General features: G+C 65.2%; 24 protein-coding genes, 1 tRNA gene and 1 other RNA gene. 15 read left to right on the plus strand and 11 right to left on the minus strand.

Annotated features, from left to right (window positions below; translation table 11 throughout):
- Positions 1-4: 4 nt before the first annotated feature.
- From ileS to BSY238_RS04505, 3 genes are all read right to left on the minus strand, one after another.
- Positions 5-2,842, minus strand: coding sequence for an isoleucine--tRNA ligase (gene ileS, locus BSY238_RS04495; protein ID WP_069038085.1), 2,838 nt, complete (start codon positions 2,840-2,842; stop codon positions 5-7).
- 9 nt (positions 2,843-2,851) lie between these two features.
- Positions 2,852-3,784: a bifunctional riboflavin kinase/FAD synthetase gene (locus tag BSY238_RS04500; RefSeq protein ID WP_069038086.1), complete on the minus strand. Its 933-nt coding sequence runs from the start codon at positions 3,782-3,784 to the stop codon at positions 2,852-2,854.
- A 48-nt stretch (positions 3,785-3,832) separates the two neighbouring features.
- Positions 3,833-3,917: transfer RNA gene (locus tag BSY238_RS04505), tRNA-Leu, on the minus strand.
- Positions 3,918-4,021: 104 nt separating this feature from the next.
- Here BSY238_RS04505 and queA point away from each other — a divergent pair.
- The 5 genes from queA to secF all read left to right on the plus strand — a co-directional run bounded on the left by queA (position 4,022) and on the right by secF (position 9,468).
- Positions 4,022-5,074 carry a tRNA preQ1(34) S-adenosylmethionine ribosyltransferase-isomerase QueA gene (gene queA, locus BSY238_RS04510; protein ID WP_069040452.1) on the plus strand — a complete coding sequence of 351 codons (1,053 nt, stop codon included), beginning with the start codon at positions 4,022-4,024 and terminating at the stop codon, positions 5,072-5,074.
- On the plus strand, positions 5,064-6,173 hold the full coding sequence (tgt, locus tag BSY238_RS04515; protein WP_069038087.1) for a tRNA guanosine(34) transglycosylase Tgt: 1,110 nt from the start codon (positions 5,064-5,066) through the stop codon (positions 6,171-6,173). Before queA ends, tgt begins: the two co-directional genes overlap by 11 nt.
- 79 nt (positions 6,174-6,252) lie before the next feature.
- Positions 6,253-6,579 (plus strand): preprotein translocase subunit YajC, encoded by a 327-nt coding sequence (gene yajC / locus BSY238_RS04520; RefSeq protein WP_069038088.1) that lies wholly within the window; start codon positions 6,253-6,255, stop codon positions 6,577-6,579.
- 72 nt (positions 6,580-6,651) lie between these two features.
- Complete coding sequence (gene secD / locus BSY238_RS04525) at positions 6,652-8,502, plus strand: protein translocase subunit SecD (protein WP_069038089.1); 1,851 nt, start codon at positions 6,652-6,654, stop codon at positions 8,500-8,502.
- A 27-nt stretch (positions 8,503-8,529) separates the two neighbouring features.
- Positions 8,530-9,468 (plus strand): protein translocase subunit SecF, encoded by a 939-nt coding sequence (gene secF / locus BSY238_RS04530; RefSeq protein ID WP_069038090.1) that lies wholly within the window; start codon positions 8,530-8,532, stop codon positions 9,466-9,468.
- Between the two features lie 252 nt (positions 9,469-9,720).
- Here the strand turns inward: secF and BSY238_RS04535 are convergent, their stop codons facing one another.
- Both BSY238_RS04535 and purB read right to left on the minus strand, forming a co-directional pair.
- Positions 9,721-10,041 (minus strand): DUF2322 family protein, encoded by a 321-nt coding sequence (locus tag BSY238_RS04535; protein ID WP_069038091.1) that lies wholly within the window; start codon positions 10,039-10,041, stop codon positions 9,721-9,723.
- Positions 10,042-10,050: 9 nt separating this feature from the next.
- Positions 10,051-11,418: an adenylosuccinate lyase gene (gene purB, locus BSY238_RS04540; protein ID WP_069038092.1), complete on the minus strand. Its 1,368-nt coding sequence runs from the start codon at positions 11,416-11,418 to the stop codon at positions 10,051-10,053.
- A gap of 150 nt (positions 11,419-11,568) precedes the next feature.
- On the opposite strand from purB, the gene BSY238_RS04545 reads away from it, so the two are divergent.
- Positions 11,569-12,177: a glutathione S-transferase gene (locus tag BSY238_RS04545; RefSeq protein WP_069040453.1), complete on the plus strand. Its 609-nt coding sequence runs from the start codon at positions 11,569-11,571 to the stop codon at positions 12,175-12,177.
- A 16-nt stretch (positions 12,178-12,193) separates the two neighbouring features.
- Here the strand turns inward: BSY238_RS04545 and mnmA are convergent, their stop codons facing one another.
- The 3 genes from mnmA to BSY238_RS04560 are packed head-to-tail and all read right to left on the minus strand — an operon-like array spanning position 12,194 to position 14,350.
- Positions 12,194-13,330 carry a tRNA 2-thiouridine(34) synthase MnmA gene (gene mnmA / locus BSY238_RS04550; protein WP_069038093.1) on the minus strand — a complete coding sequence of 379 codons (1,137 nt, stop codon included), beginning with the start codon at positions 13,328-13,330 and terminating at the stop codon, positions 12,194-12,196.
- The gene (locus BSY238_RS04555; protein ID WP_069038094.1) at positions 13,317-13,895 is read right to left on the minus strand and encodes a hypothetical protein; all 579 of its coding nucleotides are present in this window, start codon (positions 13,893-13,895) and stop codon (positions 13,317-13,319) included. The genes mnmA and BSY238_RS04555 overlap by 14 nt, the downstream gene beginning before the upstream one ends.
- Complete coding sequence (locus BSY238_RS04560) at positions 13,895-14,350, minus strand: NUDIX hydrolase (protein ID WP_069038095.1); 456 nt, start codon at positions 14,348-14,350, stop codon at positions 13,895-13,897. Before BSY238_RS04560 ends, BSY238_RS04555 begins: the two co-directional genes overlap by 1 nt.
- A gap of 96 nt (positions 14,351-14,446) precedes the next feature.
- Between BSY238_RS04560 and BSY238_RS04565 the strand changes: the two genes are divergently transcribed.
- Genes BSY238_RS04565 through BSY238_RS04580 form a run of 4 tightly spaced genes read left to right on the plus strand, consistent with a single transcriptional unit; the run spans position 14,447 to position 17,039 of the window.
- On the plus strand, positions 14,447-15,367 hold the full coding sequence (locus BSY238_RS04565) for a branched-chain amino acid transaminase (protein ID WP_069038096.1): 921 nt from the start codon (positions 14,447-14,449) through the stop codon (positions 15,365-15,367).
- Between the two features lie 18 nt (positions 15,368-15,385).
- Positions 15,386-15,598: a zinc-finger domain-containing protein gene (locus tag BSY238_RS04570; RefSeq protein WP_069038097.1), complete on the plus strand. Its 213-nt coding sequence runs from the start codon at positions 15,386-15,388 to the stop codon at positions 15,596-15,598.
- 11 nt (positions 15,599-15,609) lie between these two features.
- Positions 15,610-16,041 (plus strand): nuclear transport factor 2 family protein, encoded by a 432-nt coding sequence (locus tag BSY238_RS04575; RefSeq protein ID WP_069038098.1) that lies wholly within the window; start codon positions 15,610-15,612, stop codon positions 16,039-16,041.
- Positions 16,042-16,079: 38 nt separating this feature from the next.
- Positions 16,080-17,039: a hydrolase gene (locus tag BSY238_RS04580; protein ID WP_069038099.1), complete on the plus strand. Its 960-nt coding sequence runs from the start codon at positions 16,080-16,082 to the stop codon at positions 17,037-17,039.
- A gap of 34 nt (positions 17,040-17,073) precedes the next feature.
- Here the strand turns inward: BSY238_RS04580 and BSY238_RS04585 are convergent, their stop codons facing one another.
- The 3 genes from BSY238_RS04585 to BSY238_RS04595 all read right to left on the minus strand — a co-directional run bounded on the left by BSY238_RS04585 (position 17,074) and on the right by BSY238_RS04595 (position 22,274).
- Positions 17,074-18,720 (minus strand): NAD(P)/FAD-dependent oxidoreductase, encoded by a 1,647-nt coding sequence (locus BSY238_RS04585; protein WP_069038100.1) that lies wholly within the window; start codon positions 18,718-18,720, stop codon positions 17,074-17,076.
- Positions 18,721-18,860: 140 nt separating this feature from the next.
- Positions 18,861-19,865, minus strand: a complete 1,005-nt coding sequence (locus tag BSY238_RS04590; protein ID WP_069038101.1) for an SPFH domain-containing protein — start codon at positions 19,863-19,865, stop codon at positions 18,861-18,863.
- Between the two features lie 90 nt (positions 19,866-19,955).
- On the minus strand, positions 19,956-22,274 hold the full coding sequence (locus tag BSY238_RS04595) for a sensor histidine kinase (RefSeq protein WP_069038102.1): 2,319 nt from the start codon (positions 22,272-22,274) through the stop codon (positions 19,956-19,958).
- Positions 22,275-22,397: 123 nt separating this feature from the next.
- Here BSY238_RS04595 and rnpB point away from each other — a divergent pair.
- The 5 genes from rnpB to BSY238_RS04620 all read left to right on the plus strand — a co-directional run bounded on the left by rnpB (position 22,398) and on the right by BSY238_RS04620 (position 26,672).
- Positions 22,398-22,800: RNase P RNA component class A (rnpB, locus tag BSY238_RS04600), an RNA gene on the plus strand.
- Between the two features lie 457 nt (positions 22,801-23,257).
- Positions 23,258-23,710 carry a division/cell wall cluster transcriptional repressor MraZ gene (gene mraZ, locus BSY238_RS04605; protein WP_069038103.1) on the plus strand — a complete coding sequence of 151 codons (453 nt, stop codon included), beginning with the start codon at positions 23,258-23,260 and terminating at the stop codon, positions 23,708-23,710.
- 1 nt (position 23,711) lies between these two features.
- On the plus strand, positions 23,712-24,626 hold the full coding sequence (rsmH, locus tag BSY238_RS04610; RefSeq protein WP_069038104.1) for a 16S rRNA (cytosine(1402)-N(4))-methyltransferase RsmH: 915 nt from the start codon (positions 23,712-23,714) through the stop codon (positions 24,624-24,626).
- 1 nt (position 24,627) lies between these two features.
- The gene (ftsL, locus tag BSY238_RS04615) at positions 24,628-24,903 is read left to right on the plus strand and encodes a cell division protein FtsL (RefSeq protein WP_069038105.1); all 276 of its coding nucleotides are present in this window, start codon (positions 24,628-24,630) and stop codon (positions 24,901-24,903) included.
- The gene (locus tag BSY238_RS04620) at positions 24,900-26,672 is read left to right on the plus strand and encodes a peptidoglycan D,D-transpeptidase FtsI family protein (protein WP_069038106.1); all 1,773 of its coding nucleotides are present in this window, start codon (positions 24,900-24,902) and stop codon (positions 26,670-26,672) included. Before ftsL ends, BSY238_RS04620 begins: the two co-directional genes overlap by 4 nt.
- The last annotated feature ends 2 nt before the right edge of the window (positions 26,673-26,674 follow it).

Below are 26,674 nucleotides of genomic sequence, written 5' to 3' on the forward strand. Positions count from 1 at the left end.
GTGGTCAGGCGTGGCTGCGCGTTTCACCCTCGCCATGCAGATTGCTGTCGCAACGGCCGCACAGTTCGGGGTGCTCGGGGTTGCTGCCGACATCGGCGCGATAATGCCAGCAGCGCGCGCACTTGACCTGCGCGCTTGCCACCGCACTGACGCCCTGCTCCGCGTCCGAATCGACCTTGACCAGCGTCGCCCCGGAGGTGATGAGCACGAAGCGCAGATCGTCGCCCAGTGCCGCAAGATCGTCGTAAGTCGTACCGGCTGCGCGCACTTCGACTTCGGCCTGCAGCGACGAACCGATGGCGCCTTCGGCACGCAGCGTTTCGAGTACTCGCGCCGATTCGGCCCGCAACGTGCGGATGCGCCCCCAGCTTTCCAGCAGAGCAGCTTCGTCGGCCTGCATCGGCAGCGCATTCCAGGTGGTCAGCATGACGCTGTCGAGGTTGGCCGCATACGGGCCGTTCTTGCCCGCTTCGGCCAGCACGGTCCAGATTTCCTCCGCCGTGAAAGGCATGATCGGCGCCATCAGGCGCACCAGCGTCTGCGTGATGTGCCACAGCGCGCCCTGGGCCGAGCGGCGGGCGAGCGAGCCGGGTGCTGTCGTATAAAGCCGGTCCTTCAGGATGTCGAGGTAGAAGCCGCCGAGATCTTCCGACGCGAAGTGCTGCAGCGCCTGCACGATCTTGTGGAATTCGAAGGCGAGGTAATCGTTGCCGACGCGTTCCTGCAGGTCGCGCGTCAGCGCCAGTGCGTAGCGGTCGATGGTCAGCCACTTCGCCACCGGCAGCTTGTGCGCAACCGGATCGTAGTCGGCGATGTTGGCCAGCAGGAAGCGCACGGTATTGCGCAGCCGGCGATAGGTTTCCACCACGCGGTCGAGGATTTCCTTCGAGATCGACAATTCGCCCGAGTAATCGGCGGATGCGAGCCAAAGCCGCAGAATTTCCACGCCCAGCTTGTCGCCGACTTCCTGCGGCTCGATGCCGTTGCCGGCCGACTTGCTCATCTTGTGGCCGCTGGCATCGACCGTGAAGCCGTGCGTCAGCAGCGCACGATACGGCGCGTGACCATCCAGCGCACATCCGGTGAGCAGCGACGACTGGAACCAGCCGCGGTGCTGGTCGGAGCCTTCGAGATACAGGTCGGCAACCGGGCCGCCATCGCCGCGCCGGCCGTCCTGGTGCGAGCCTCGGAGCACGTGCCAGTGCGTGGTGCCGGAATCGAACCACACGTCGAGCGTGTCAGTCAGCTTGTCGTACTGCGCCGCGTCGTCGCCCAGCAGTTCGGCCGGATCGAGATTGAACCAGGCGTCGAGGCCATCGCGCTCGACGCGCAGCGCCACCTGTTCCATCAGGTCGGGCGTATCCGGGTGCAACTGGCCGGTTTCCTTGTGCAGGAAGAACGGAATCGGCACCCCCCAGTTGCGCTGGCGCGAAATGCACCAGTCCGGGCGCTTGGCGATCATCGCCGCCAGACGTTCCTTGCCCCACTCCGGATAGAAAGCCGTCGCTTCAACCGCCGCCGCGGCGCATTCACGCAGCGTGTACGACTCCGGCTGACGGATGTCCATGCCGACGAAGAACTGCGCCGTCGCGCGGTAGATGACCGGCGTCTTGTGGCGCCAACAGTGCATGTAGCTGTGCGTGATCTGCTCGTGCGACAGCAGCGCACCCGCCTTGGCGATCGTGTCGACGATGACCGGATTGGCTTTCCAGATGTGCATGCCGCCGAACAGCGGCAAGGCATCGATATAGACGCCGTTGGCCTGCACCGGGCCGAACACCTCGGTGGTCGCCAGACCATGTGCCGTCCAGGTCTGGAAGTCTTCGACACCGTAGGCCGGCGCGCAGTGCACGATGCCGGTACCCGCATCGAGCCCGACATAGCTGGCAGTCAGCACCGGCACGTCGCGCACGTAGAACGGATGCTGGAACAGCAGATCCGCCAGTGCCGTACCCGGCGCGGTGGCGACCACCTCGCCTTCAAGCTTGAAGCGCGCCAGACAGCTGTCGACCAGATCGCGCGCGACGATCACGTGACCGTTCGCGGTGCGCACCAGTGCATAGGTGTGCTCGCCATTCACATTCAGCGCCTGATTGGCCGGAATCGTCCACGGCGTGGTGGTCCAGATCACGGCCTGCACCGTGCCGGCCGGCAGCGCGTCGAGTCCGAACGCATCCGCCAGCATCTGACGGCAGGCGTCGGCGATCTGGAACCCCACATCGACCGCCGGGCTGCCCTTGTCCTGGTATTCGACTTCGGCTTCAGCCAGCGCCGAGCCGCAGTCGAAACACCAGTTCACCGGCTTCAGGCCACGGTACACCCAGCCCTTCTTGACCATTTCCTTCAGCGCGCGGATTTCGCCCGCCTCGTTATGGAAATCCATCGTGCGGTAGGGGCGATCCCAGTCGGCCAGTACGCCGAGACGCACGAAGCCCTTCTTCTGCAGTTCGACCTGCTCGGCGGCGTATGCGCGCGCCAGCTTGCGCACCTCGGCCGGCGGCAACGACTTGCCGTGCGCCTTCTCGATCTGGTGTTCGATCGGCAGACCATGGCAGTCCCAGCCCGGTATGTAGGACGCGTCGAAGCCGTGCAGCGTCATCGAGCGGACGATGATGTCCTTCAGTATCTTGTTGACCGCATGGCCGAGGTGGATGTCGCCATTGGCGTACGGCGGGCCGTCGTGCAGCACGAACTGCGGCCGGCCGGCCGACTGCTTGCGGATGCGCTGATACAGCTTGCTGTCCTGCCACTGCTTCACCCAGCCAGGCTCGCGTTTCGGCAGGTCGCCGCGCATCGGAAACGGCGTGTCGGGGAGGTTCAGCGTCGAGCGATAGTCAGCCATGTTCAGCCTTCAGAGAGTATGTACAGCAAACCAGTGGCGGATATCGGCCACGTCCTTCGCGATTGCCTCGCGCAGTGCATCCAGTCCTTCATAGCGCATCTCGTCACGCATCTTGTGCCGGAAGCGCACCGACACGCGTCGGTCATACAGGTCGACCGTGCGGTCCAGCAGGTGAACCTCGCAGGTCGGCCGCAGGCCGTCGGCGATGGTCGGCCGCACGCCGACGCTGGCCGCGCCCTGCGCACCCAGCAGACCGGCGCCGGTCACGGTGACCGCGAAAATCCCGGACAGCGGCAACGAACGCTGCCTGATCTGCACGTTCGCGGTCGGAAAACCGAGTTGGCGACCGATCTTCTGCCCGTGCTCGACGCGTCCGCTGATCTCGTAAGGGCGTCCGAGCAGTGCTTCGGCACGCGCCAGATCACCGTATTCCAGCGCCCCGCGCACGGCGGAACTGGACGCCCGCTCGCCATCGACCGATACCGTGGCCATGGTCGCCAGTGAAAATCCGTGCTGCTCGCCGGCCGAGCGCAAGCGCTCGAAGTCACCTTCACGACCCCGTCCGAAACGGAAATCGTCGCCGATGATCAGGTGACGCACGCCAAGACCGCGCACCAGCAGGTCGTCGATGAAGGCCTGCGCGCTCAGTGCCGCAAACCGCGCATTGAAGCGACACACGTACACCCTGTCCACCCCCGCTTCGGCAAAAAGCTCGAGTTTCTCGCGCAGGCTGGTCAGCCGGGTCGGCCGTCGCTCGTGCGTGAAGAACTCGCGCGGATGCGGCTCGAAGGTCATCACCGCTGCAGGCAGGCGATCTTCGCGCGCGCGCGTGACGAGTTGGGCGAGCAGGGCCTGATGGCCCAGATGCACGCCGTCGAAGTTACCGATGGTCAGGACGACCGGCGCATCGGCCGCAGAAGGGATTGCGCGAAAGACCTGCACGGATTGAAAAGCGCCCGAAAAATCGCGCGATTATAGCTTGGCGCTTGTTGGTGCCGGGAGGGGGACTCGAACCCCCACACCTTGCGGCGGCGGATTTTGAATCCGCTGCGTCTACCGATTCCGCCATCCCGGCAGGGAAGAGCGGCGGATTATGCGTGTCGGGCCGGTCGCTGCGCAAGCCTGACGGACGCTACAATCGCGGGCTTTGCCTTTCAGGCCGACCCTGTGCCGCATTCCGTGCTTACCCTGTCCGACTTCGATTACGACCTGCCCGACGACCTGATCGCCCAGGCCCCGCTGCCCGAGCGCAGCGCCAGCCGCCTGCTGGTCGTCGGGACGACGTCGCTGACCGACAGCAGCATCCGCGCGCTGCCCCAGTGGCTGGAGCCGGATGACCTGCTGGTGTTCAACGACACCCGCGTGATGCATGCCCGGCTGTACGGAACCAAGAGCAGCGGCGGCCGCATCGAAGTGCTGATCGAACGACTGACCGGCGAGCACGAGGCGCTGGCGCAGGTCCGCGCCAGCAAGACGCCGCGCGCCGGCAGCCGGCTGCGCATGGAAGACGCCTTCGATTTCGAGGTGCTCGGACGCGACGGCGAATTCTTCCGGCTGCGCAGCACGGATGCCGCGCCGCTGGCCGCACTGCTGGAACGTCACGGGCGACTGCCGTTGCCGCCCTACATCGAGCGCGCCGCCGCCGATGCGGACGAACAACGCTATCAAACGGTTTACGCTCGGCAGACCGGTTCCGTCGCCGCCCCCACTGCGGGTTTGCATTTCGACGACGCGCTGCTTGAGGCCGTCGCCGCGCGCGGCGTGCGACAGGCGCACGTCACGCTGCACGTCGGCGCCGGCACCTTCCAGCCGGTGCGCACCGACAATCTGGCGGAACACCGCATGCACAGCGAACAGTTCCAGCTGCCGGTCGACACCGCACAGGCCATCGCCGACACGAAAGCCAGTGGCGGACGCGTGATCGCGGTCGGCACCACCAGCCTGCGCTGCCTCGAATCCGCGGCGGCCACCTGCGCACCCGACCCGCTCGCCGCCTGCCAGGGTGATACGCGGCTGTTCATCACGCCGGGCTACGATTTCCGGGTGATCGATGGCCTGCTGACCAATTTTCACCTGCCGAAGTCCACCTTGCTGATGCTGGTGTCGGCACTGGCCGGGCAGCAGCGCGTGCGCGCCGCCTATGCGCACGCGGTGGCGCAGCGCTACCGCTTCTTCAGCTACGGTGACGCGATGTTCATTCCGGCGCGCATGAAGGACCACGATGAAGTTTGATCTGCTCGCGCGCGACGGCCTTGCCCGACGCGGCCGCCTGACCCTCGCCCACGGCACGGTCGACACACCCGTGTTCATGCCGGTCGGCACCTACGGCACGGTCAAGGGCATGGACCCGGCGGAACTGAAGGACATGGGCGCGAAAATCGTGCTCGGCAACACCTTTCACCTGTGGCTGCGACCCGGTACCGAGGTGATCCGCAAGCATGGCGGGCTGCACCGCTTCATGGGCTGGGACCGACCGATACTGACCGATTCGGGTGGCTTCCAGGTGTTTTCGCTCGACGCACTGCGCAAGATCAGTGAAGACGGCGTGCGCTTCTCCAGTCCGATCAACGGCGACAAGCTGCTGCTGACGCCGGAAGAGTCGATGCGCATCCAGCACGACCTGAATTCCGACGTGGTGATGATTTTCGACGAATGCACGCCCTACCCGGCCGATCTGGAGCAGGCGGCGACGTCGATGCGGCTCAGCCTGCGCTGGGCGCAGCGATCGCGCGACGCGCACGACGCGCTGGGCAACGCGAATGCGCTGTTCGGCATCGTCCAGGGCGGCATGCACGAATCACTGCGCGACGAGTCGCTGGCCGCGCTGACCGGCATCGGCTTCGACGGCTACGCCATCGGCGGCCTGTCGGTCGGCGAGCCCAAGGACGACATGCAGCGCATCCTCGCGCACACGGCGCCGAGACTGCCCGAGAATGCACCACACTACCTGATGGGCGTGGGCACGCCGGAAGACCTGATCAATGCGATCGCGCACGGCATCGACATGTTCGACTGCGTCATGCCCACGCGCAATGCGCGCAACGGCTGGCTGTTTACCCGCTACGGCGACATCAAGCTGAAGAACGCGCGCTACAAGGACGACACCGGCCCGGTCGATCCCTCCTGCGAGTGCCACACATGCGCCCACTACACACGCGCCTACCTGCACCATCTGCACCGCTGCAACGAAATGCTGGGCGCACGGCTGAATACGCTGCACAACCTGCACTTCTACCAGCAGTTCACACGCGAGGCGCGCGAAGCGATCGAAACCGGCCGATACGCGCCCTGGTCGGCCGCCTTCCTCGCCGACCGGCAGCGCGGAGTGTGAGCAAATCTGTCGGCCCGGGACGGCCCGGGCCCGGCTGATATACTCGCGCGCTTTACCAATCGCGCAAACGGAGTCCAACGTGTTCATTTCCCCCGCTTACGCTCAGGCCGCAGGCGCCGCCGACCCCACCGGTGGCCTGATGGGACTGCTGCCCATCCTGCTGATGTTCGTCGTCCTGTGGTTCCTGATGATCCGCCCGCAGATGAAGCGCGCGAAGGAACACAAGGCGCTGATCGAAGCGCTGACCAAGGGCGACGAAGTCGTGACCCAGGGCGGCATGGCCGGCCGCATCACCAAGGTCGGTGACAGCTTCATCAGCGTCGAGCTGGCACCGAACGTCGAAGTCGCCGTGCAGCGGCAGGCGATCGCCACGGTGCTGCCCAAGGGCACGCTGAAGGCACTCTGATTCCGCGCTGATCCGCCCGGCTTCGGCCGGCGGCAGCAGCGCCGGCCTTCCACTCCTCATTCAGACTCCGCAATGAACCGTTATCCGATCTGGAAAAACGCGCTGGTGATCGTGGCGCTGATACTTGGCCTGATCTACACCCTGCCGAACTTCTTTGGCGAGGCGCCGGCCGTGCAGGTATCGACCGCGCGCACCGGTGTGCAGATCGACGCTGCCCTGATGACTCAGGTCGAATCGACGCTGAAGGACGCCGCCATCGCTCACACAGGCCTGACGCTCGACACCACCGGTGTGCGCGTGCGTCTGGCCGATACCGACACACAGCTCAAGACGCGCGACGTGCTCGAAAAGGCACTCAACCCGGATCCGCTTGACGGCAAGTACGTGGTGGCGCTGAACCTGCTGTCGAAGTCACCAGACTGGTTGCGTTCCTTCGGCGCACTGCCGATGTATCTCGGCCTCGACCTGCGCGGTGGCGTGCACTTCCTGCTGCAGGTCGACATGCAGGGCGCAACCATCAAGCGGCTCGACTCGATGTCATCCGACCTGCGCACCCAGCTGCGCGAAAAGAACATCCGCCACGGTGGCATTTCGCGCGAAGGCAGCACCATCGTTCTGCGCTTCCGCGACGCCGCCGGTCGCGATGCCGCGCGCAGCGCAGCCGAGAAGGCGCTGCCCGAAATGGTGTGGACTCAGGGGCAATCCGGTGCCGACTACCTGTACACGGGTCGCATGAGCGAACTGGCCGAGACAGACCTGCGCGAATCGGCCATCAAGCAGAACATCCTGACGCTGCAGAAGCGCGTGAACGAACTGGGCGTGGCCGAACCCATCATCCAGCAGCAGGGTGCCGACCGCATCGTCGTGCAGTTGCCCGGCGTGCAGGACGTGGCCAAGGCGAAGGACCTGATCGGCCGCACCGCCACGCTGGAGGTTCGTCTGGTCGATCAGGAAGCGATGACCAGCGGCAACATGGAAGGCCTCGAGGTCTATCCGGAGAACTCGCGCAGCGGCGGTGTTTCGAATGTGCCGGTGAAGAAGCAGGTCATCCTGACCGGCGAGCGCTTCGAAACCGCCCAGGCCTCGTTCGACGATTCGAACCGCCCGGCCGTGGCGGTGAAGCTCGACGCAACCGGCGGCCGCATCATGCGCACGGTCACGCGTGAAAACCTGAAGAAGCTGATGGTCATCCTGTTGTTCGAAAAGGGCCGCGGCGAGGCGATTTCGGTTGCCACCATCCAGGGCGAATTCGGCGACCGCTTCCAGATCACCGGCCAGTTTTCGCCACAGGAAACCAACACGCTGGCCATCCTGATCCGCTCGGGCGCGCTGGCGGCACCGATGGAAATCATCGAGGAACGGGTCATCGGCCCTTCGCTCGGCGCCGAGAACATCGAAAAGGGTTTCGATTCGACGCTGTGGGGCTTCGTGGCGATCGCCGTGTTCATGATCTTCTATTACGCGGTATTCGGCTTCATTTCGACCACTGCGCTGGCGGCCAACCTGCTGTTCCTGATTGCGCTGCTGTCGCTGCTGCAGGCCACGCTGACGCTGCCGGGCATCGCCGCCATCGCGCTGACGCTGGGCATGGCGATCGACGCCAACGTGCTGATCAACGAGCGCATCCGCGAAGAGCTGCGCAACGGTGTCACGCCGCAGGCGGCGATCGCTGCCGGCTACGAACGTGCCTGGGCAACCATTCTCGATTCGAACATCACGACGCTGATCGCCGGCATCGCGCTGCTCGTGTTCGGGTCAGGTCCGGTGCGCGGCTTTGCCGTCGTGCACTGTCTGGGCATCCTGACTTCGATGTTCAGCGCCGTGGTCGTGTCGCGCGCCATCGTCAACATGGTGTACGGACGCGCCCGCAAGCTCGAAAAAGTGTCGATCGGCACTGTCTGGAAACCAGGCGCCAACCTCTGAGCCGCCACCAAGGAAATCTGAACAGTCATGGAATTCTTCCGCATCCGGCGCGACATCCCCTTCATGCGCAAGGCGCTGGTGTTCAACGTCATTTCGTTCGTCACCTTCCTGCTCGCCGTGTTCTTCCTGACCACGCGCGGTCTGCATCTGTCGGTGGAATTCACCGGCGGCACCCTGATGGAAATTTCCTACAGCGAAGCGGCCGACCTGCAGGGCGTGCGCAAGGCACTGACCGACAGCGGTTTCAGCGAACCGCAGGTACAGAACTTCGGCACTGCACGTGACGTGCTGATACGGCTGCCGCTGGTCAAGGACGTCGATTCCGCCAAGGTCAGCCAGCAGGTGATCGCCACGCTCAGCGCAGGCGACGGTCCGAAGCCCGAACTGCGGCGTGTCGAATACGTCGGCCCGCAGATCGGCAAGGAACTGGCCGAAGACGGCGCGCTGGCGCTGATGTTCGTCATCTGCGGCATCATGGCCTACTTGGCGATGCGCTTCGAATGGCGCTATGCCGTATCGGCCATCATCGCCAACCTGCACGACGTGGTGATCATCCTCGGCTTCTTCGCTGCCTTCCAGTGGGAATTCTCGCTGCCGGTGCTGGCCGCCGTGCTGGCGGTGCTCGGCTACTCGGTGAACGAATCGGTGGTGGTGTTCGACCGCGTACGCGAAGTGTTCCGCAATGCGCGCAAGCGTACGCTGACGGTTGCCGAAGTCATGGACAACGCCATCACGAGCACGATCTCGCGCACCATCATCACGCACGGTTCAACCCAGATGATGGTGCTGTCGATGCTGCTGTTCGGGGGTGAGGCGCTGCACTACTTCGCGGTCGCGCTGACCATCGGCATCTGTTTCGGCATCTATTCGTCGGTGCTGGTCGCCTGCCCGCTGGCGATGTGGCTGGGCGTCAAGCGCGAACAGCTGATCAAGCCGCCGAAGCGCAAGGACGAAGCGGTCGTCTGAATCGCCTGCCGGCCGCGTGACCAACGCGGTCGGGGGCATGACCCGGTCTGCGCTCGGATGCTGCTGCTCTGATTCGACCCGAGCATGTTGGGCATCGCTGCGTGACCCACCCCGTAGGTTGGGGTGAGCGCAGCGATGCCCAACGACCGACCCGAGCACGGGCGGTTGCACCCGGGCGCTGCCATGGCGCGCTGTATCGAGCGGCGTATCGCGTCGGTCGGGGCGCCGTGCCACCCCGCCGAATTCGGCCGCTCAGGGCTGTGCGAACACCTGCTTGACGCGCAAGGTCTGACCATTCTCGACCAGCGCGATCAACCGGTCGATGTTCGGGTGCTTGCCCGGATTGGCGCGCGCGTCGAGCGTGTGCTCGCCATACAGATCCAGACCCTGCTTCGATGCATCCGGCGTGATGGCACCATGCAACTGGGCGAGGTGGTTGTACACCGCCAGCGACCCGGCCTGGCCGGGCTTGTTCTCGATTGTCGCGATCACTTCCCCGGCAGCATCGATCAATTGCAGTGCCGCCAGATGCGACACGCCGGGCAGGGTTTTGAGGGTTTCGGCAAAACTCATGATGCGTCCTCAGATGGCGGCAGCCAGACGGGCCGCGTCGCCGATGTAGCTGGCGGGCGTCATCGCCAGCAAGCGTTCGCGCTCCGCCGCCGGAATGTTGAGACCACCGATGAAGGCCTGCAGCGCCTCGCGCGTGATGCCGCGGCCGCGCGTCAGTTCCTTCAGCTGTTCGTAGGGATTGGGCACACCGTAGCGGCGCATCACGGTCTGCACCGGCTCGGCCAGCACTTCCCAGCAGCCGTCGAGGTCGGCAGCCAGCGTATCCGGCTCGGCCACCAGCTTGCCCAGCCCGCGCGACAGCGAATCCAGCGCCAGCACGGTGTAGCCGAAAGCCACGCCCATATTGCGCAGCACGGTCGAGTCGGTCAGGTCGCGCTGCATGCGCGACACCGGCAGCTTGTCCGACAGGTGACGCAACAGTGCGTTGGCCAGCCCGAGATTGCCTTCCGCGTTCTCGAAATCGATCGGATTCACCTTGTGCGGCATGGTCGAACTGCCGATTTCACCGGCCTTGAGCTTCTGGCGGAAGTAGCCGAGCGAGATGTACATCCAGAAGTCGCGCGCCGCATCGAGCAGGATGGTGTTGCTGCGCGACATGGCGTCGAACAGTTCGGCCATCGCGTCGTGCGGTTCGATCTGGATCGTATAGGGGTTGAATTCCAGCCCGAACGATTCGATGAACACGCGGTTGAACTGCGACCAGTCAACGTCCGGATAGGCCGACAGGTGGGCGTTGTAATTGCCGACCGCGCCATTGAACTTGGCGGTCAGGCTGACCGCGGCGACGCGCGCGCGGGCGCGCATCAGGCGGGCGGCGATGTTCGCCATTTCCTTGCCCAGCGTGGTCGGGCTGGCAGGCTGGCCGTGCGTGCGCGACAGCATCGGCAACGCGGCGAACTCATGCGCCATGGCGCGCAGCGAGGCGATCACGCCGTCGAACGCCGGCAGCAGGGTGTCGATGCGCGCCTCGTTGAGCATCAGCGCATGCGACACATTGTTGATGTCTTCCGATGTACAGGCGAAGTGGATGAATTCGGACACGCCGGTCACTTCGGCATTGTTCGCCAGCCGGTCCTTCAGCCAGTACTCCATCGCCTTCACGTCGTGATTGGTACGCGCCTCGATCGCCTTGATCGCGGCGGCGTCCTCGACGCTGAAATCACGCACGACGGCGTCAAGCTCGTTCAGCGTCGCCTGAGAGAATGCAGGGACTTCGCCGATCTGCGCATCCGCGGCCAGAGCACGCAACCACGCGATCTCAACGCGTACGCGGTTGCGGATCAGGCCGAATTCACTGAAATGACCTCGCAAGGGATCGAGTTTGGCGGCGTAGCGACCGTCCAGCGGCGACAGCGCGGTGAGGGTGTGGGCACTCATGAAGGACCTGCAGGAAGGAAGGGATGGAAGGCCACGAAGCGGTTCAGCCCGGGCAGCGCGGCGCGAATTTTATCATGCACCGCATGATGGCCCCGCCTTGCGGGAACGGCCCGGACGCTATACTCGGCTGCTCTTCCATCGGTGCTGTCCATGAAACTCGTCGGTTCCTACACCAGTCCTTACGTGCGCAAGGCGCGCGTGGTGCTTGCAGAAAAGAAGATCGACTGCGAATTCGTGCTCGATTCGCCCTGGCTCGAAGGCACGGGCGTCCCTGATGTGAACCCGCTGGGCAAGATTCCGGTGCTGGTGCTCGATGACGACACCTGCCTGTTCGATTCGCGCGTGATCGTCGAATACCTCGACGGCGTGGCACCGAACAACAAGCTGCTGCCGTCAACCGCCCGCGAACGTGCGCTGGTCAAGCGCTGGGAAGCGCTGGCCGACGGCATGACCGATGCGGCGGTGGCCATCGTGCTGGAAGTGCGCCGGATGGTCAGCGAACAGAACGCGAGCTGGATTTCGCGCCAGCGCAGCAAGATCGACCGTGCGCTGAACACGCTGGCGGCCGATCTGGGCGAAGGCGCGTGGTGCCACGGCAACAGCATCTCTCTGGCCGACATCGCGGTGGGTTCGGCGCTCGGCTATCTGGACTTCCGCTTTCCGGAGCTGGACTGGCGCGAGCGCCACGCCAATCTGGCCAAGCTGCAGGAAAAGCTGATGCAGCGTCCGTCACTCGCCGAAACCGTACCGTTCGAGTAAGGCCGGCGCCAACCGATCAGACCGCGTTGCCGGCAGCGATGATGACACCGCCGCCCAGACAGACCCGGCTTTCGTAGACCACCACACTCTGGCCCGGCGTCACCGCCCACTGCGCTTCGGCGAACGCGATGTCGCAGCGTGCATCATCAACTGCATCGATGCTGCATGGTGCGTCAGCCTGCCGGTAGCGGGTCTTGGCCGCATACACCCAGTGCGTGTGCGGCAGCTCGCCTGACACCCATGACAGGTCACCCGCCACCAGCCGTTCGGACAGCAGCGCCGGGTGGTCATGGCCACGCACCACGTACAGCACGTTGTTCGCCATGTCCTTGCGGACCGCGTACCACGCGTCGTGTTCGCCGGCGTCGTCCGCCATGCCCTTGAGCCCGCCGATGCCCAGCCCCTTGCGCTGACCTATCGTGTGATACATCAGGCCTTCATGGCGGCCGAGGACGCGCTCCGTATCAAGATCGCGGATGTCGCCCGGCGTGACCGGAAGGTAACGCTGCAGGAATTCGCGGAACGGCCTCTCGCCGACGAAACAGATGCCGGTCGAATCCTTCTTGCCGGCATTGGCCAGCCCCGCATCGGCCGCGATGCGGCGCACGTCCCGCTTGGGCAGGTGACCGACCGGGAACAGCGTGCGCGACAGCTGGGACTGGTTCAGCCGGTGCAGGAAATAGCTCTGGTCCTTGTTGCCGTCTTCACCCTTGAGCAGCTGGAAGCGGCCCTGGAACTCCCGCACCTGGGCGTAATGCCCGGTGGCGATGCGCTTCGCGCCAAGCTGTATCGCGTGGTCGAGAAAGGCGCTGAACTTGATTTCAGCGTTGCACAGCACATCCGGATTGGGTGTGCGGCCGGCCTGGTATTCGCGCAGAAAGCTCGAAAAAACGCGGTCCTTGTATTCGGCCGAGAAATTGACCACTTCGAGGTCCATGCCGATCACGTCGGCCGCCGACACGGCGTCGATCAGGTCCTGCCGGGTCGAACAGTAGTCGTCGGTGTCGTCGTCTTCCCAGTTCTTCATGAACAGGCCGACCACCTTGTAGCCGGCGCGCTTGAGCAGCAGCGCCGATACCGACGAATCGACGCCGCCCGACATGCCGACGACCACGGTTTCACCGGGTTCGGCCGCTGTTTCAGCGCCGTGCATTCCAGTCATCCGGATATCCCCCATCCTTCCAGTATTCCATGTCCATCACGACCGGCGGTTCGCCGTGGTCGCGAAACCAGGTATCGACCGCATAACGACGGCCGCTTTCGGTGTCTTCGATTACCGCGGTGAAGTGCTGCATGATGACCCAGCTGGTGCGCCGCGCGATCTCCAGCACCCGGTGGTGACGCAGAGCACCCGCTTCCTGCAGCAGTTCGAGCATGACGGTGGTGGTGTGCGCGTGATCGATGCAGTCCATGCGCCCGTCGGCACCCAGATCAAGGTAATCGCCTGCACGGTCGGCGCCGATCGGCGACTGCTCGCCCGCCCAGCGGTACATGCGCGCGATCACCCATTCCAGTTGTTCGCGTTCGCTGGCGGCATCGTTTGCCTTGAGCATTTCACCCACCAGCACGGCGCGTTGTTCGGGCGCAAGGCTGATCGTCTGCACGACGAGGCAGCCATAGTTGAAGCAGATGTCGAGTTCGAGGCCGTGCGCCACGCCCGGCGCCGCCTGAACCTGCAGCGCACTGCACAGCGCCACACCCGCCAGCATTCGCCGCATCAGGAAAAGTGCCGCACGACCGCCAGCGGCAGGCGCACGTCGGCCAGCCAGTCCTGCACGCACGCCCACACGAGCGGGCTGCGATGGCGGTCGCGACTGGCTTCGATCTCTTCAGGCGTCATCCAGAAGGCGCGCACGATGCCGTCGTCCAGCGCGCGGCCGGCGATCTGCTCGCCGCTTTCACCGGAAAACGCAAAGCGCAGGTAGGTGACTTCGCCATCAGGTCGGCGCCATTGATAGACACCGACCAGCGCCTGCGGCACGAAGGGATGGGCGGTTTCCTCCATCGCTTCGCGGGCGCACGCCTCGACCAGCGACTCGCCCTCTTCCAGATGGCCGGCCGGCTGGTTAAGCATCAGCCCCTTCGACGTTTCCTCTTCCACCATCAGGAAGCGGCCCCGGTACTCCATCAGGGCGGCCACCGTGACGTTGGGCTTCCATATGCGTTCGCTCATCCATTGATTTTAACGCGTGCGGCTGCGATGACCGTCGCCGCACTGCGCGCATCAGCTAAAATCGCGCGCTTATCGCAATCCACTGGAGTGTTTCTCATGTCGATGGCCGACCGCGACGGTTTTATCTGGTACGACGGCAAGATGGTGCCCTGGCGCGAGGCCACCACGCACGTACTGACCCACTCGCTTCACTATGGTCTGGCCGTCTTCGAGGGTGTGCGCGCCTACAACACCGAAATCGGTACCGCGATCTACCGCCTGAAGGAACACACCGACCGGCTGTTCAACTCGGCGCACATCTACATGATGAAGATGCCGTACAGCCGCGAGGAAATCATGGAAGCGCAGCTTGAAGTGGTGCGCGCCAACAAGCTGGAATCCTGCTACATCCGGCCGATCGCCTTCTTCGGCTCGGAAAAGATGGGCATTTCGACGCGCGGCGCCTCGGTGCATGTGTCGATCGCCGCCTGGCCCTGGGGCGCCTACCTCGGCGAGGACGGCCTGAAGAAGGGCATCCGGGTCAAGACCTCGTCCTTTTCGCGCCACCACGTCAATGTGTCGATGTGCCGCGCCAAGTACTCGGGCACCTACGCCAATTCCATCCTCGCCAACATGGAAGCGACCGACCTCGGCTACGACGAGGCGCTGCTGCTTGACGTCGACGGCTTCGTCGCTGAAGGCGCGGGCGAAAACCTTTTCCTGGTGAAGGACAACAAGATCTACGAACCGGAAATCGCCTCGGCACTGGTCGGCATCACGCGCGCGTCGGTGATCGAGATCGCCGCCGAATTCGGCTACCAGGTGGTGTCCAAGCGGCTGACGCGCGACGACGTCTACACCGCCGATGAGGCTTTCTTCACCGGCACCGCCGCCGAAGTGACGCCGATCCGCGAACTCGACAACCGCGTCATCGGCAGCGGCACGCGCGGCCCGGTCACCGAAAAGCTGCAGGCGCGCTTCTTCGACATCGTCAATGGCCGCGCGCCCGAGTACCACCGCTGGCTGACCAAGATCTGAACCCGGAGCACATCTGCCATGAACCAAGCCGTCAGTGATTCCAGCCGCGACCGCGCACGCGACGTCGAAGTGGGTGCAAGCGATCTGCCGCTGCATTGTCCGCTGCCCGGCGCACCGCTATGGGCGCGTCATCCGCGTGTTTTCCTCGACGTGACCAAGACAGGCGAGGCCGCCTGCCCTTACTGCGGTACGCGCTACCGCTACAACGGCCCGGCGCCCGCCGGCCACTGAGTCCATTGCCCATGGAAATGCCCCGCAAGGCCTTTTTCGCGACGCCTCAGGAAGCCGAAGCGGCCTTTTACGAAGCACGCGCGCGGGGCGACATCGAAGCCATGATGGCGGTGTGGGGCGACGAGGACGACATCATCTGCGCGCTGGCCGGCTGCCCGCGTGCCAGCGGCTACGAAGAAGTCCGCGACGCCTGGCGGCGCGTGTTTGCCGGTACCCGGGTCGAGGTACGGGTGATCAACGCGCAGATCATGCAGGGTGTCCTGCAGTCCATCCACAGCCTGAACGAACAGTGCAGCGCCGCGGGTGACCGCGCGTCTCGTCCGCTGCTCATCGTGACCAACGTCTATCTGCGCGGTCCGCTCGGCTGGCACATGGTGCTGCACCACGCGTCCGCCGCCCCGGCTGCGCAGGAGACGGCGGGCCCGCCGAAAATCCTGCACTGAGTCCTGCACTGAGTCCTGCACCGAGTCCCGCACCAAGCGTGTCGCCGCCCCGTTTTCGCCCCGCGCGCTGGCTGCCCGGCGGCCACGCGCAAACCATCTGGCCGCGCTTCATCCTGCCGCCGCTGCCGGCACTGGCACGCGAGCGCATCGACACGCCCGACGGCGACTTCATCGATCTGGACTGGTTGCCGCCGCGTGCGCAGCAGCCGCTGGTGCTGCTGCTGCACGGGCTGGAAGGCAGCTCGGAAAGCCATTACGCGCGGGCTTTGATGGGTGCCGTCGCCGCGCGCGGCTGGAACGGGGTGGTGGTGCATGCGCGCGGCTGCTCCGGCGAGCCGAACCGGCTGGTACGTGCCTATCACTCGGGGGACAGCGCCGAGCTGGACTGGCTGCTGCCGTGTGTCGTGCCGCGCATGAAGGGGCAACCGGTGCATGCGGTCGGCGTGTCGCTCGGCGGCAATGTGCTGTGCAAGTGGCTGGGCGAGCATGGCCACGCTGCATCGCGCTGGCTGCGCAGTGCAGCGTCGGTCTGCGCACCGGTCGATCTGGGGGCCGCCGGACGGGCGCTCGACCAGGGTTTCAACCGCGTCTACACGCAGTATTTCCTGCGCACGATGAAGCCGCGTGCGCTGCACAAGGCGGCCTTGTTTCCGGGTGTGCTCGATGCCGCGGCGATCGCCGCCAGCGCGTCGATCAAGGCGTTCGACGACGCCGTCACCTCGCAGCTGCATGGCTTCCGCGATGCCGACGACTACTGGACGCGCTGTTCGGCGCGCCCGCTGCTGCGCGAGGTGCGCGTACCGCTTTTGCTGCTGCAGGCGCTGAACGACCCGATGGTGCCCGCCTGGTCGCTCGCCACTCCGCAGATGCTGTCGTCCGACGTGCTGCCCGAATACACCGCACAGGGTGGTCATGTCGGCTATGTGAGCGGTGCGCCGACAGGTCATCTCGACTGGCTGCCGCGACGGCTGCTGCACTTCTTCGAGCACGGGCGCTGACCGGATCCGTTGCGGCGCCCGCCGCGGAAGGCGCTTACGAAAGTTCGACCGACCCGCGACTTTTCCCGCTGACGCGCGATCCGCCTGCCATGCTCAGCGCCACTGCCTCCGCCACCTCGATGCCGTCGATCGCTGCCGACAGGATGCCGCCGGCGTAGCTCGCGCCTTCGCCGGCCGGATACAGCCCGACCGTGTTCAGGCTCTGGAAGCTCACCGGATCACGCTTGATGCGGATCGGCGAAGACGTGCGCGTTTCCACGCCGGTCAGCACCGCGTCATGCATCGCGAAGCCCTTGATCTGCCGGTCGAACGCCGGCAGCGCCTCGCGGATGGCAGTGATCGCGTACGCAGGCAACGCCGTATCGAGTTCGCCGAGCCGCACGCCCGGCGTGTAGGACGGCGTCACCACGCCGAGCTGTGTGGATGGCCGCGCGGCGATGAAATCGCCGACCAGCTGACCCGGCGCGCTGTAGTCGCCGCCACCCAGTTCGAAGGCGCGCGATTCCCACTGGCGCTGGAACGCGATGCCGGCCAGCGGGTGGCCTGGATAATCTTCCGGCGAAATGCCGACCACGATGCCGGCGTTGGCATTGCGCTCGTTGCGCGAATACTGGCTCATGCCATTGGTGACGACGCGGCCGGGTTCCGAGGTGGCTGCGACCACGGTGCCGCCCGGACACATGCAGAAACTGTAGACCGAACGACCGTTGGATGCGTGGTGCACCAGCTTGTAGTCTGCCGCGCCCAGCAGTTCGTGCCCGGCGAAGTCGCCGAAGCGAGCGCGGTCGATCAGCGCCTGCGGGTGTTCGATGCGGAAACCGACCGAGAACGGCTTCGCTTCCATATAGACACCGCGCTCGTGGAGCATTTCGAAGGTGTCGCGTGCGCTGTGGCCCACCGCCAGCACGACATGATCGGCGGCAATGACCTCGCCGCCTGCCAAAATCACGCCGCGTACCTTGCGGTCTTCGATGATCAGGTCCTCGACGCGCGACCTGAAGCGGATTTCACCCCCCAGCGCCTCGATTTCGGCACGCATCTTCTCGACCATGCCGACCAGCCGGAAGGTACCGATGTGCGGCTTGCTGACGTACAGGATTTCTTCCGGCGCACCGGCCTTGACGAATTCCTTCAGCACCTTGCGCCCGTAGTGCTTCGGATCCTTGACCTGGCTGTACAGCTTGCCGTCGGAAAAGGTGCCGGCGCCGCCTTCGCCGAACTGAACGTTGGATTCCGGATCCAGCACATGCTTGCGCCACAGGCCCCAGGTGTCCTTCGTGCGCTCGCGCACCGCCTTGCCGCGCTCCAGCACGATGGGGCGAAATCCCATCTGCGCGAGCACCAGCGCGGCCAGAATGCCGCACGGCCCCATGCCGATGATGACCGGACGTTGTGCCAGGCCGGCAGGCGCCCGGGCAACGAAGCGGTAGTCCATGTCGGGTGCGGGGTGTACGTGAGGAACGCCCTTCAGGCGCGCCAGCACGGCGGCTTCATCCGCCAGCTCGACGTCGAGCGAATAGATCAGGAAGATGTTCGAGCGCTTGCGCGCGTCGTAGCTGCGCTTGAACACCGTACAGGACAGCAGTTCGTCGGGCGCGATGCGCAGTCGCTCGAGCACGGCAGAACGCAACGCCTCGTCCGGGTGATCGAGTGGCAGCTTGACTTCGGTTAATCGCAACATGCAGGACTGGGGCGGTGCCGCCGGGTTGTCTATCGTTCGACCCGCGAGTCTACCGTCAGGGCGACGTCAATACGCGACATCGGTGGCCGTGCGAGGCCGGTGCGCCACTCGGGACGCACCGCAGCGCAGCGCCACCGCGTTCAGCCGGTGATCTGCTTCAGGAGCTCCGCCTTGGCGGCGGTGTAGTCGGCTTCGGTGATCAAACCTCCATCAAGCAGCGCTTTCAGTTTGCCCAGCTTTGCTTCCGGCGTGTCAGCCGCCACGGGTGCGGGCACTGCCGGCGCTGCCGCATTGCGCATCGCTTCGGTCATCACCTGCCCCATGCTCAGACCGGCGCCCAGACTGGCGCCGATGCCGGCCAGCCCGCCTTCGTTCTGTGCCGCCATCGGAATGGCCGTGGCGGTCTGATACTGGGTGAAGGCGGCCAGATTGCCGGCCATGCCCATCGATACCCGGGTATCGAAGGCCTTCTGCAGTTCTTCCGGCAGCGACACGCTTTCGACCGCGAAATTGTCCAGTGCAACGCCATAGCGTTCGAACACCGGCGCCATCGCCGCCTTCATGCGTTCGCCCAGCAGCCCGAAGTTGGTCGCCATGTCGAGGAACGGCAATTCCGAGGCGCCAAGCGTGTTGCTCATGGCCGACACGATCAGGTTGCGCAGCTGCATCTCAAGGTCATCGACCGTATAGATGTCGCGCGTGCCACTGATCTCAGCAAAGAACTGCTTCGGGTCGGCCAGGCGGTAGGAATACACGCCGAACGCGCGCAGCCTGACCATGCCGAAATCCTTGTCGCGCACCGTCACCGGTTGAGCCGTGCCCCACTTGCGGCCCAGTTGAAGGCGGGTGCTGAAGAAATAGACATCACTCTTGAAGGGCGATTCGAACAGCTTGTCCCAGTTCTGCAGATAGGTCAGCACCGGCAGCGTACTGGTCTTCAGCACGTGACGACCAGGACCGAGCACATCGGCGATGCGCCCCTCATTGACGAACAGTGCCGCCTGCGACTCGCGCACCGTCAGCTGCGCACCGTACTGGATTTCGGCATCCTGCATCGGATGCCGCCAGGCCAGCGTGCCATCGCCGTCCTCCTGCCACTGCAGTACGTCGATGAACTGTTTCTTGATGAAGTCGCCGATACCCATTTCACATCCTCTCAGGAAAAACCTGCCGTGCCGCCACTGCGCACTCTGGCGCTGCTGCCCCGGTACCGTAGCGCGTCCCGGGTCGTCGTATCAAGTTGCCGATTCCATTTCCAATTGCATCGGTTCTGTCGAATTCTCGTCCGGTTCGCGCGTCGCCAGCCAGATTTCGATGCAGGCCCCGCAGTCATCCCGCTCGGCCGCCCGTATCCAACCACCGTGCAGATTGACGATCTCGCGACAGATGGCGAGTCCGAGCCCGGTACCGCCTTCGGAGCCGCGCAGGCGCGCCGCCTGCTCGAACTGGTCGAAGATGCGCTCGCGATCTTCTTCGGCGATGCCCGGCCCGTGATCGGACACGCGCAGCAGCACGCCCGCCGCACCCTCGTGATCGTGCCGTTCGATCGAAAGCAGCACTTCGGCAGACGGTGGCGAAAAGCGGATCGCGTTGTCGAGCAGCGTGCGCAGAACCTGCGCCATCCGCTGCACGTCGGCCTGCAACGGACGCTGCGGGACGCATCCCGTCATTCTCATGCGCACGCCGCGCTCCACCGCCACGGCCTGCATCTGCGCGATCGCCTCAGCCACCAGCGATTCCAGGTCGCAGCATGATGCGTTCAGCTTTATCGCGCCGCCTTCCAGGCGCGACAGGTCGAGCAGATCATCGACCAGTGCAAGCAGCCGGTCGCCGTGTTCGCGGATCACCTCGAAGCGCCGGCGCGTGACGTCGGCCAGTGGCGGCCGGTCACGCAGGGCCAGACGGGAAAAGGCGAGGATGGCGTGGATGGGCGTGCGCAGTTCGTGCGACATGCTGGCCAGGAAGCGGCTCTTGGCGCGATTGGCGGTCTCAGCCATGCGCCGCGCCGACATGCTGTCGGACAGCTGCTCTTCGATCAATTCGCTCAGGCGGTCGCGATGCCGCTTCAGTTCGGTCTCGGCGCGCTGCCGGTCACGGTCGCGAATGCCCGCCTGCAGAATCAGGCCGAACGTGCTGATCGCTGCCTGCACGCCGGTCCGGCGCGCTTCGGGCAAAGCGTGGGGGAGCTCGAGACCGACCAGTCCGACCAGCCGCCGGTCACTCATGACCGCGAAGCACACCCGTTGCCTCGGCGGGTCAGCGAATGCAGCCAAGGCGACGATGGCGCCGGATTCCTGATCACTGCGATCGGCGGTCAGGGCTTCATCGATCAGCTCGGGATGCGCCCCAAGCCAGTCGTTGTCGCGGCAGGCCAGCAGATTCACCTGCGGTGCGTACCGCGGATCGTGCATGACTTCGGCGATGAAGCCGTCGCTTGCGCCAGCCAGATCGAGCAGGATGTCCAGCATGGCGGCGAACAGCGCTTCACCGGATTCACCACGGATGAAGCGCGCCTGCAGGCGACCCAGCATTGCCAGTTGCTCGCGGCTGCGCTCGAGCGCCTGTTCGCTGCGCTTGCGCTCGCTGATGTCGCGCGCAAAGCCCACCGTGCCCAGCAGTTCTCCGTTCTCGTCCAGCACCGGCGCCTTCCACACTTCGAGGCAGATCGATCCGGCACCGGAGGCGACGAAGGATTCCGAACAGCGTGGCTGGCGACTGTCGAGCACTTCGAGATCGTCGGCCCGGTAGGCGTCGGCGCAGTCGGTCGGCCACAGGTCGTGATCCTGCAGACCACAGGCCTCGTCCGGATCGTTCAGACCGCCGGCCAGCGCGAGCGGCTTGTTGACCGCCAGAAAGCGCAGGTCGCGGTCCTTCAGCCACACCATGAAAGGGAAATTGTCGAGCAGCGCGCGCTGGTAGCGCATCGCGCAGTGAAGTTCGCGCTCCATGCGCCAGCGGTCGGTCATGTCCTGCACGATGCCGGCCAGCACCGGCATGTCGGTGACCGCACCGCCTGCCGTCCTCGCGCCAGCGGATTCGACGCGGCCTTCGAACAGCACGCGCCGTTCGCCGTCCGGGTGGCTGACGCAGAACTCGGTACGGTAATGCGCGCCGGCCTGCGCAGCGCGCAAGGCGCGCTCGAGCGGCAGTCGATCGTCTGCCGCAACATGGGCGAGCAGCTGTTCGAAGGACGCCAGCGCGTCGCCGTCGATGCCGAGTATTCGCCGCGCACGGGCTGACCATTCGAACACGCCGTGCGCGTATGACCAGTTGCCGGTGCGGCCCAGCGTGTGCGCTCGTTCCAGTTCGACGTGCAGTTGTTCAAGTTCGCGGCGCGCGGCATCGAGCCGCACACCGACCGCCCAGAGCGCCAGACAGACGATCAGCACAGGTACCAGCAGGGGCGCCAGACCGAGGCGGGATACGCGACCCGCACCCATGAGTCCGGTCGCACCGGCCAGTTCGGCCACCAGCAGACCGATCACCAGCGCGGCCAGCAAGTAGGCCAGCCAGTACCGGGCAAGATGTCGGGCAGACTGCAGCGAAAGGTTCATGAGCGGGAAGACGGCCTTCAGGCGAGACGTTCTGATCCCTCTGAACGGCCGGCGACACGGGTTCTTGAGTGCTGCAGACGATGTTTCGGGCGCCCGGCCGACGAACGGGTAGAATCCGCGCCGGAAGTCCGCCGGGCAACCGCGGCGCGCAAGCGCGGAGGAAAGTCCGGGCCCCGCAGAGCAGGATGCCGGCTAACGGCCGGGCGCAGCAAGCCGCGCGAAAGCGCGGCCCAAGGCGACGGAAAGTGGAACAGAAAACATACCGCCGATGGCCGCAAGGATCAGGCAAGGTTGAAATGGTGCGCCTGCGGGCGGGCGGAAACGCCGGGTAAGAGCCCACCGCGTGCGCGGCAACGTGCACGGCATGCAAAACCCCATCCGGGGCAAGGCCAAATAGGGAAGCGATGACGCGGCTCGCGTCGCTTCCGGGTAGGCTGCTCGAGCGACGTGGCAACACGTCGCCCAGATGAATGGTTGCCGGTGCGTTCGCGCACAACAGAACCCGGCTTACAGGCGGACTTCCACTCCCTCCCGGCGCAATTCCGCTTTTTGCCCCACCCGCCGTATTCCGGTCGCCTCTACCCGCTCGATTCCCTGCCCCTTCGCGGCAGTCCCCCCACACCGGTTTGCATCGGCTGGCGCGGTATTCCACTCCACTTCCGCCCCACTTCGCCCCACCGCGTTCGCGTCCGCACGCAGCTTCTCACCCAGCACATTCAATTCATTTTCTATCCCATTAAAAACAAAAGGTTTTTACCTGAAACAGCGTGAAAAATTCACGCTAAGTCATTGTTGCGACAACAGTTTTGCTTGCATCCGTCTATTGACCCTGGAGCAGTCGAAAGCTAAAGTGGAGCAATATTGGATATATAGTGGATTGAAAGTGGGAATACGGGGAATCGCCGGCCAGGCCGCATTCCCGAATCACCCTGCAATCAACTGTATATATCCACAGTATTCGATTCACCTTCTCGGGCATACGAATGTTCTACGGGACAACCCGGCTCACGATGGACGACAAGCACCGGCTTGTCGTCCCCGCTCGTCCGCGCAAGAAGCTGTTGGATCTGTGCGGCGGCGAGGTCGTGATGACGGCGCGTACCCGCGAGTTCGTACTGCTCTATCCCGAGCCTGAATTCGTGGCCCTGATGAGCCGCCTCGAGGTCATACCCGATCTCGACCAGGCCAGCGACGATTTCAAGCGCAGCTTCACGGCCAATGCGCGCAACGAAACCATCGATCGCGCCGGCCGGGTTCTGCTGTGCAGCGACCTGCGCGAACGCGTCGGCCTGAACAAGAGCGTGATGCTGGTGGGCCGCGGCAACCGCTTCGAAATCTGGGACGAGGCACGCTGGAACGAAGAGGCCCGGGCGCGCGACGAGCGCGAACAGGCGGCGGAACTGCCACCCGACGTCGTCGGCAACTTCAGGTTCTGACATGGCGCACATCCCGGTACTGCTCACCGAAGCACTCGATGCGCTGGCGGTGCGCCCCGACGGCGTCTACGTCGACGGCACTTTCGGTCGTGGCGGCCACAGCCGCGGCCTGCTCGCCCGGCTGGGCGCGAACGGCCGGCTGATCGCACTTGATCGCGACCCGAGCGCCATCGCAGCCGGGCAGGCCATCACCGATGAACGCTTCACGCTGGTGCATGCGCGCTTCGCCGAACTGGCCGACGTGCTGGACGAGCTCGGCGTGACCGCGGTCGACGGCGTGCTGCTGGACATCGGCGTTTCATCGCCGCAGCTCGACGACGCGGAACGGGGCATGAGTTTCAGGCAGGACGCACCGCTGGACATGCGCATGGACACCAGCCGGGGCGAAACAGTGGCGCAGTGGTTGGCGCGGGCAGACGAAGCAGACATCAGGGAGGTCATCAGGGACTATGGCGAAGAACGGTTTGCTTCAGCGATTGCAAAGGCGATTGTTGCTGCTCGGAGCGAGCGGCCTGTCGACACCACATACCAGCTTGCCCAGATCGTGGCGTCCGCTGTCCGTACGCGGGAGGCGGGCCAGCATCCGGCGACGCGGAGCTTTCAAGCTCTACGGATTTTCATCAATAAGGAGCTTGAAGAGCTTTCGCTAGTGCTGCCGCAGGCGCTCGCTGTGCTGAAGCCCGCCGGCCGGCTGGCGGTGATCTGCTTCCATTCGCTGGAAGACCGCATCGTCAAGCGCTTCATGGCCGATCAGGCCAATCCGCCGCAGCCGCCGCGCGGCCTGCCGCTGCGCGCCGACCAGCTGCCCCGGCCGACGATGACCCTGATCGCACGCATCCGCGCCCGCAGCGAAGAAGTGGCGGCGAACCCGCGCGCGCGCAGTGCCACGCTGCGCGTGGCCGAGAAGGTGGCCTGACGTGCTGCGCCTTCATGTCGTCCTGATCCTGCTGCTGCTTGCCAGCGCCATTTCACTGGTGTCCGCACAACATCGCTCGCGCAGCCTGCACACGCAGCTCGAACGCGAGCACCAGCGCATGCGCATGCTGGAAACCGAGTGGGGGCAACTGCAGATCGAACAGGGCACGCTGGCCGCTCACGCGCGCATTTCCGACCTCGCGGAAACAAAGCTGAAAATGCGCGCACCGGCTCGCAATCAGGTCATCGTGCTCGACAGTCCGGAGGCCGCGCAATGAAGCTCGCGCACAATCCGCTGCTGGCCGAACTGCTGCCGGCCTGGCGCGCTCGCGCCATGCTGATCGTCATGATGGTGCTGTTCGGCGGTCTGTTCGTGCGCGCCTTCTGGCTGCAGGCGATCGACAACGAGTTCTACCAGCGCAAGGGCGAAGAGCGCTTCTCGAAGGTGCTGCCGACGCCGGCATCGCGTGGTCGCGTGCTCGACCGCAATGAACAGGTGCTGGCGATGAGCACCCAGGTGTCGGCGATCGTCGCCGAGGCGCGTCCGAGCCGTACCGAAGCAAAGGCCAGAGCCAATCCGCGCGACATCGGTGCGGAAAAGCTGTCGGCTGCTCAGATCCGCCAGTTGGCCGACCTGCTCGACATGGACCATCGCGAGGTCGCGCGCAAGATTCCCGAGCAGCGGGGTCGCGGTTACCTGAAGCGTCAGGTCGCGCCCGACGTCGCCGAGCGCATCCTCGCCCTGAAGCTGCCGGGCATCCGTGCCGAGCCGGAGTACCGCCGCTACTATCCGCATGGCGAAGTCAGCGCGCACGTCGTCGGCTTCACCGGCATGGACGACAAGGGCCTCGAAGGCATCGAACTGGCGATGAACCGTCCGCTGACCGGGCAGGAAGGTTCGCGCCGCGTCATCACGGATGCGCGCCGCAACGTCGTCGAGGACGTCGAAACGCTCAAACCGCCGCGCGACGGGGGAGATGTGCGTCTGTCCATCGACACCCGGCTGCAGTTTCTTGCCCACAGCCGCCTGAAGCAGGCGGTGGCCGAACACAAGGCGCGGGCCGGCAGCGCCGTGGTACTCGACTCGCGTACCGGCGAGGTGCTGGCGCTGGCCAACTGGCCGACCTACAACCCGAACAACCGCGCCCAGCTGTCCGGCCCGCCGCTGCGCAACCGCGCCTTCACCGACACCTACGAACCGGGCTCGACGATCAAGCCCTTCGTCGCCGCCATGGCGCTGGACGCCGGACGCTACAGTTTCGAAACGCCGGTCGATTGCACCGGCAAGCTGCACTTCGGCCGCTATGCCATCGGCGACGCACATCCGCACGGCGTGCTGAGCGTGGCCGAGGTGATCCAGAAATCGTCGAACGTGGGCGTGGCCAAGATTGCCGCGCAGTTCACGCCGGCGGAAATGTGGCGCGTCTATGACCAGGTCGGCTTCGGCAGCCCGCTCAAGCTGGGCTTTCCAGGCGAAGCCGCCGGTCGCCTGCGCAACCCGGCCGGCTGGAAGCCGGTCGAACAGGCGACCATGTCCTACGGTCACGGCATGTCGGTCACGCTGATGCAGATGGCGCGCGCCTATATTGTGTTTGCCCGCGACGGCGATCTGATTCCGCTGTCGCTGACCCGCGTCGACACGCCGCCGATCAACGGCCTGCAGGTTTTTTCGGCACAGACCGCGCGCGAAGTGCGTCGCATGCTCGAACTGGCCGCTGGCCCGGGTGGCACCGCACCGAAGGCGCAGATTCCGGGCTACCGGGTGGCCGGCAAGACGGGTACCGCGCACAAGCTCGAAGGCGGCACCTACGCGAACAAGTACATCGCGTCGTTCGTCGGCTTCGCGCCGGTTTCCGACCCGCGCTACATCGTCGCGGTGATGATCGACGAGCCCTCGAATGGCATGCACTACGGCGGCCAGGTTGCCGCGCCGGTGTTCTCCGACATCATGAACGCCACCTTGCGCACAACCGGCGTGGCGCCGGACGCCGCCATGCCGCCGCTGCAGATGGCGCGTGTCAGCGTGCCGGTGAAGGGCGTCCCGTGAGC

The organism is Methyloversatilis sp. RAC08 (assembly GCF_001713355.1).
In the GTDB taxonomy this organism is placed as follows: Bacteria; Pseudomonadota; Gammaproteobacteria; order Burkholderiales; family Rhodocyclaceae; genus Methyloversatilis.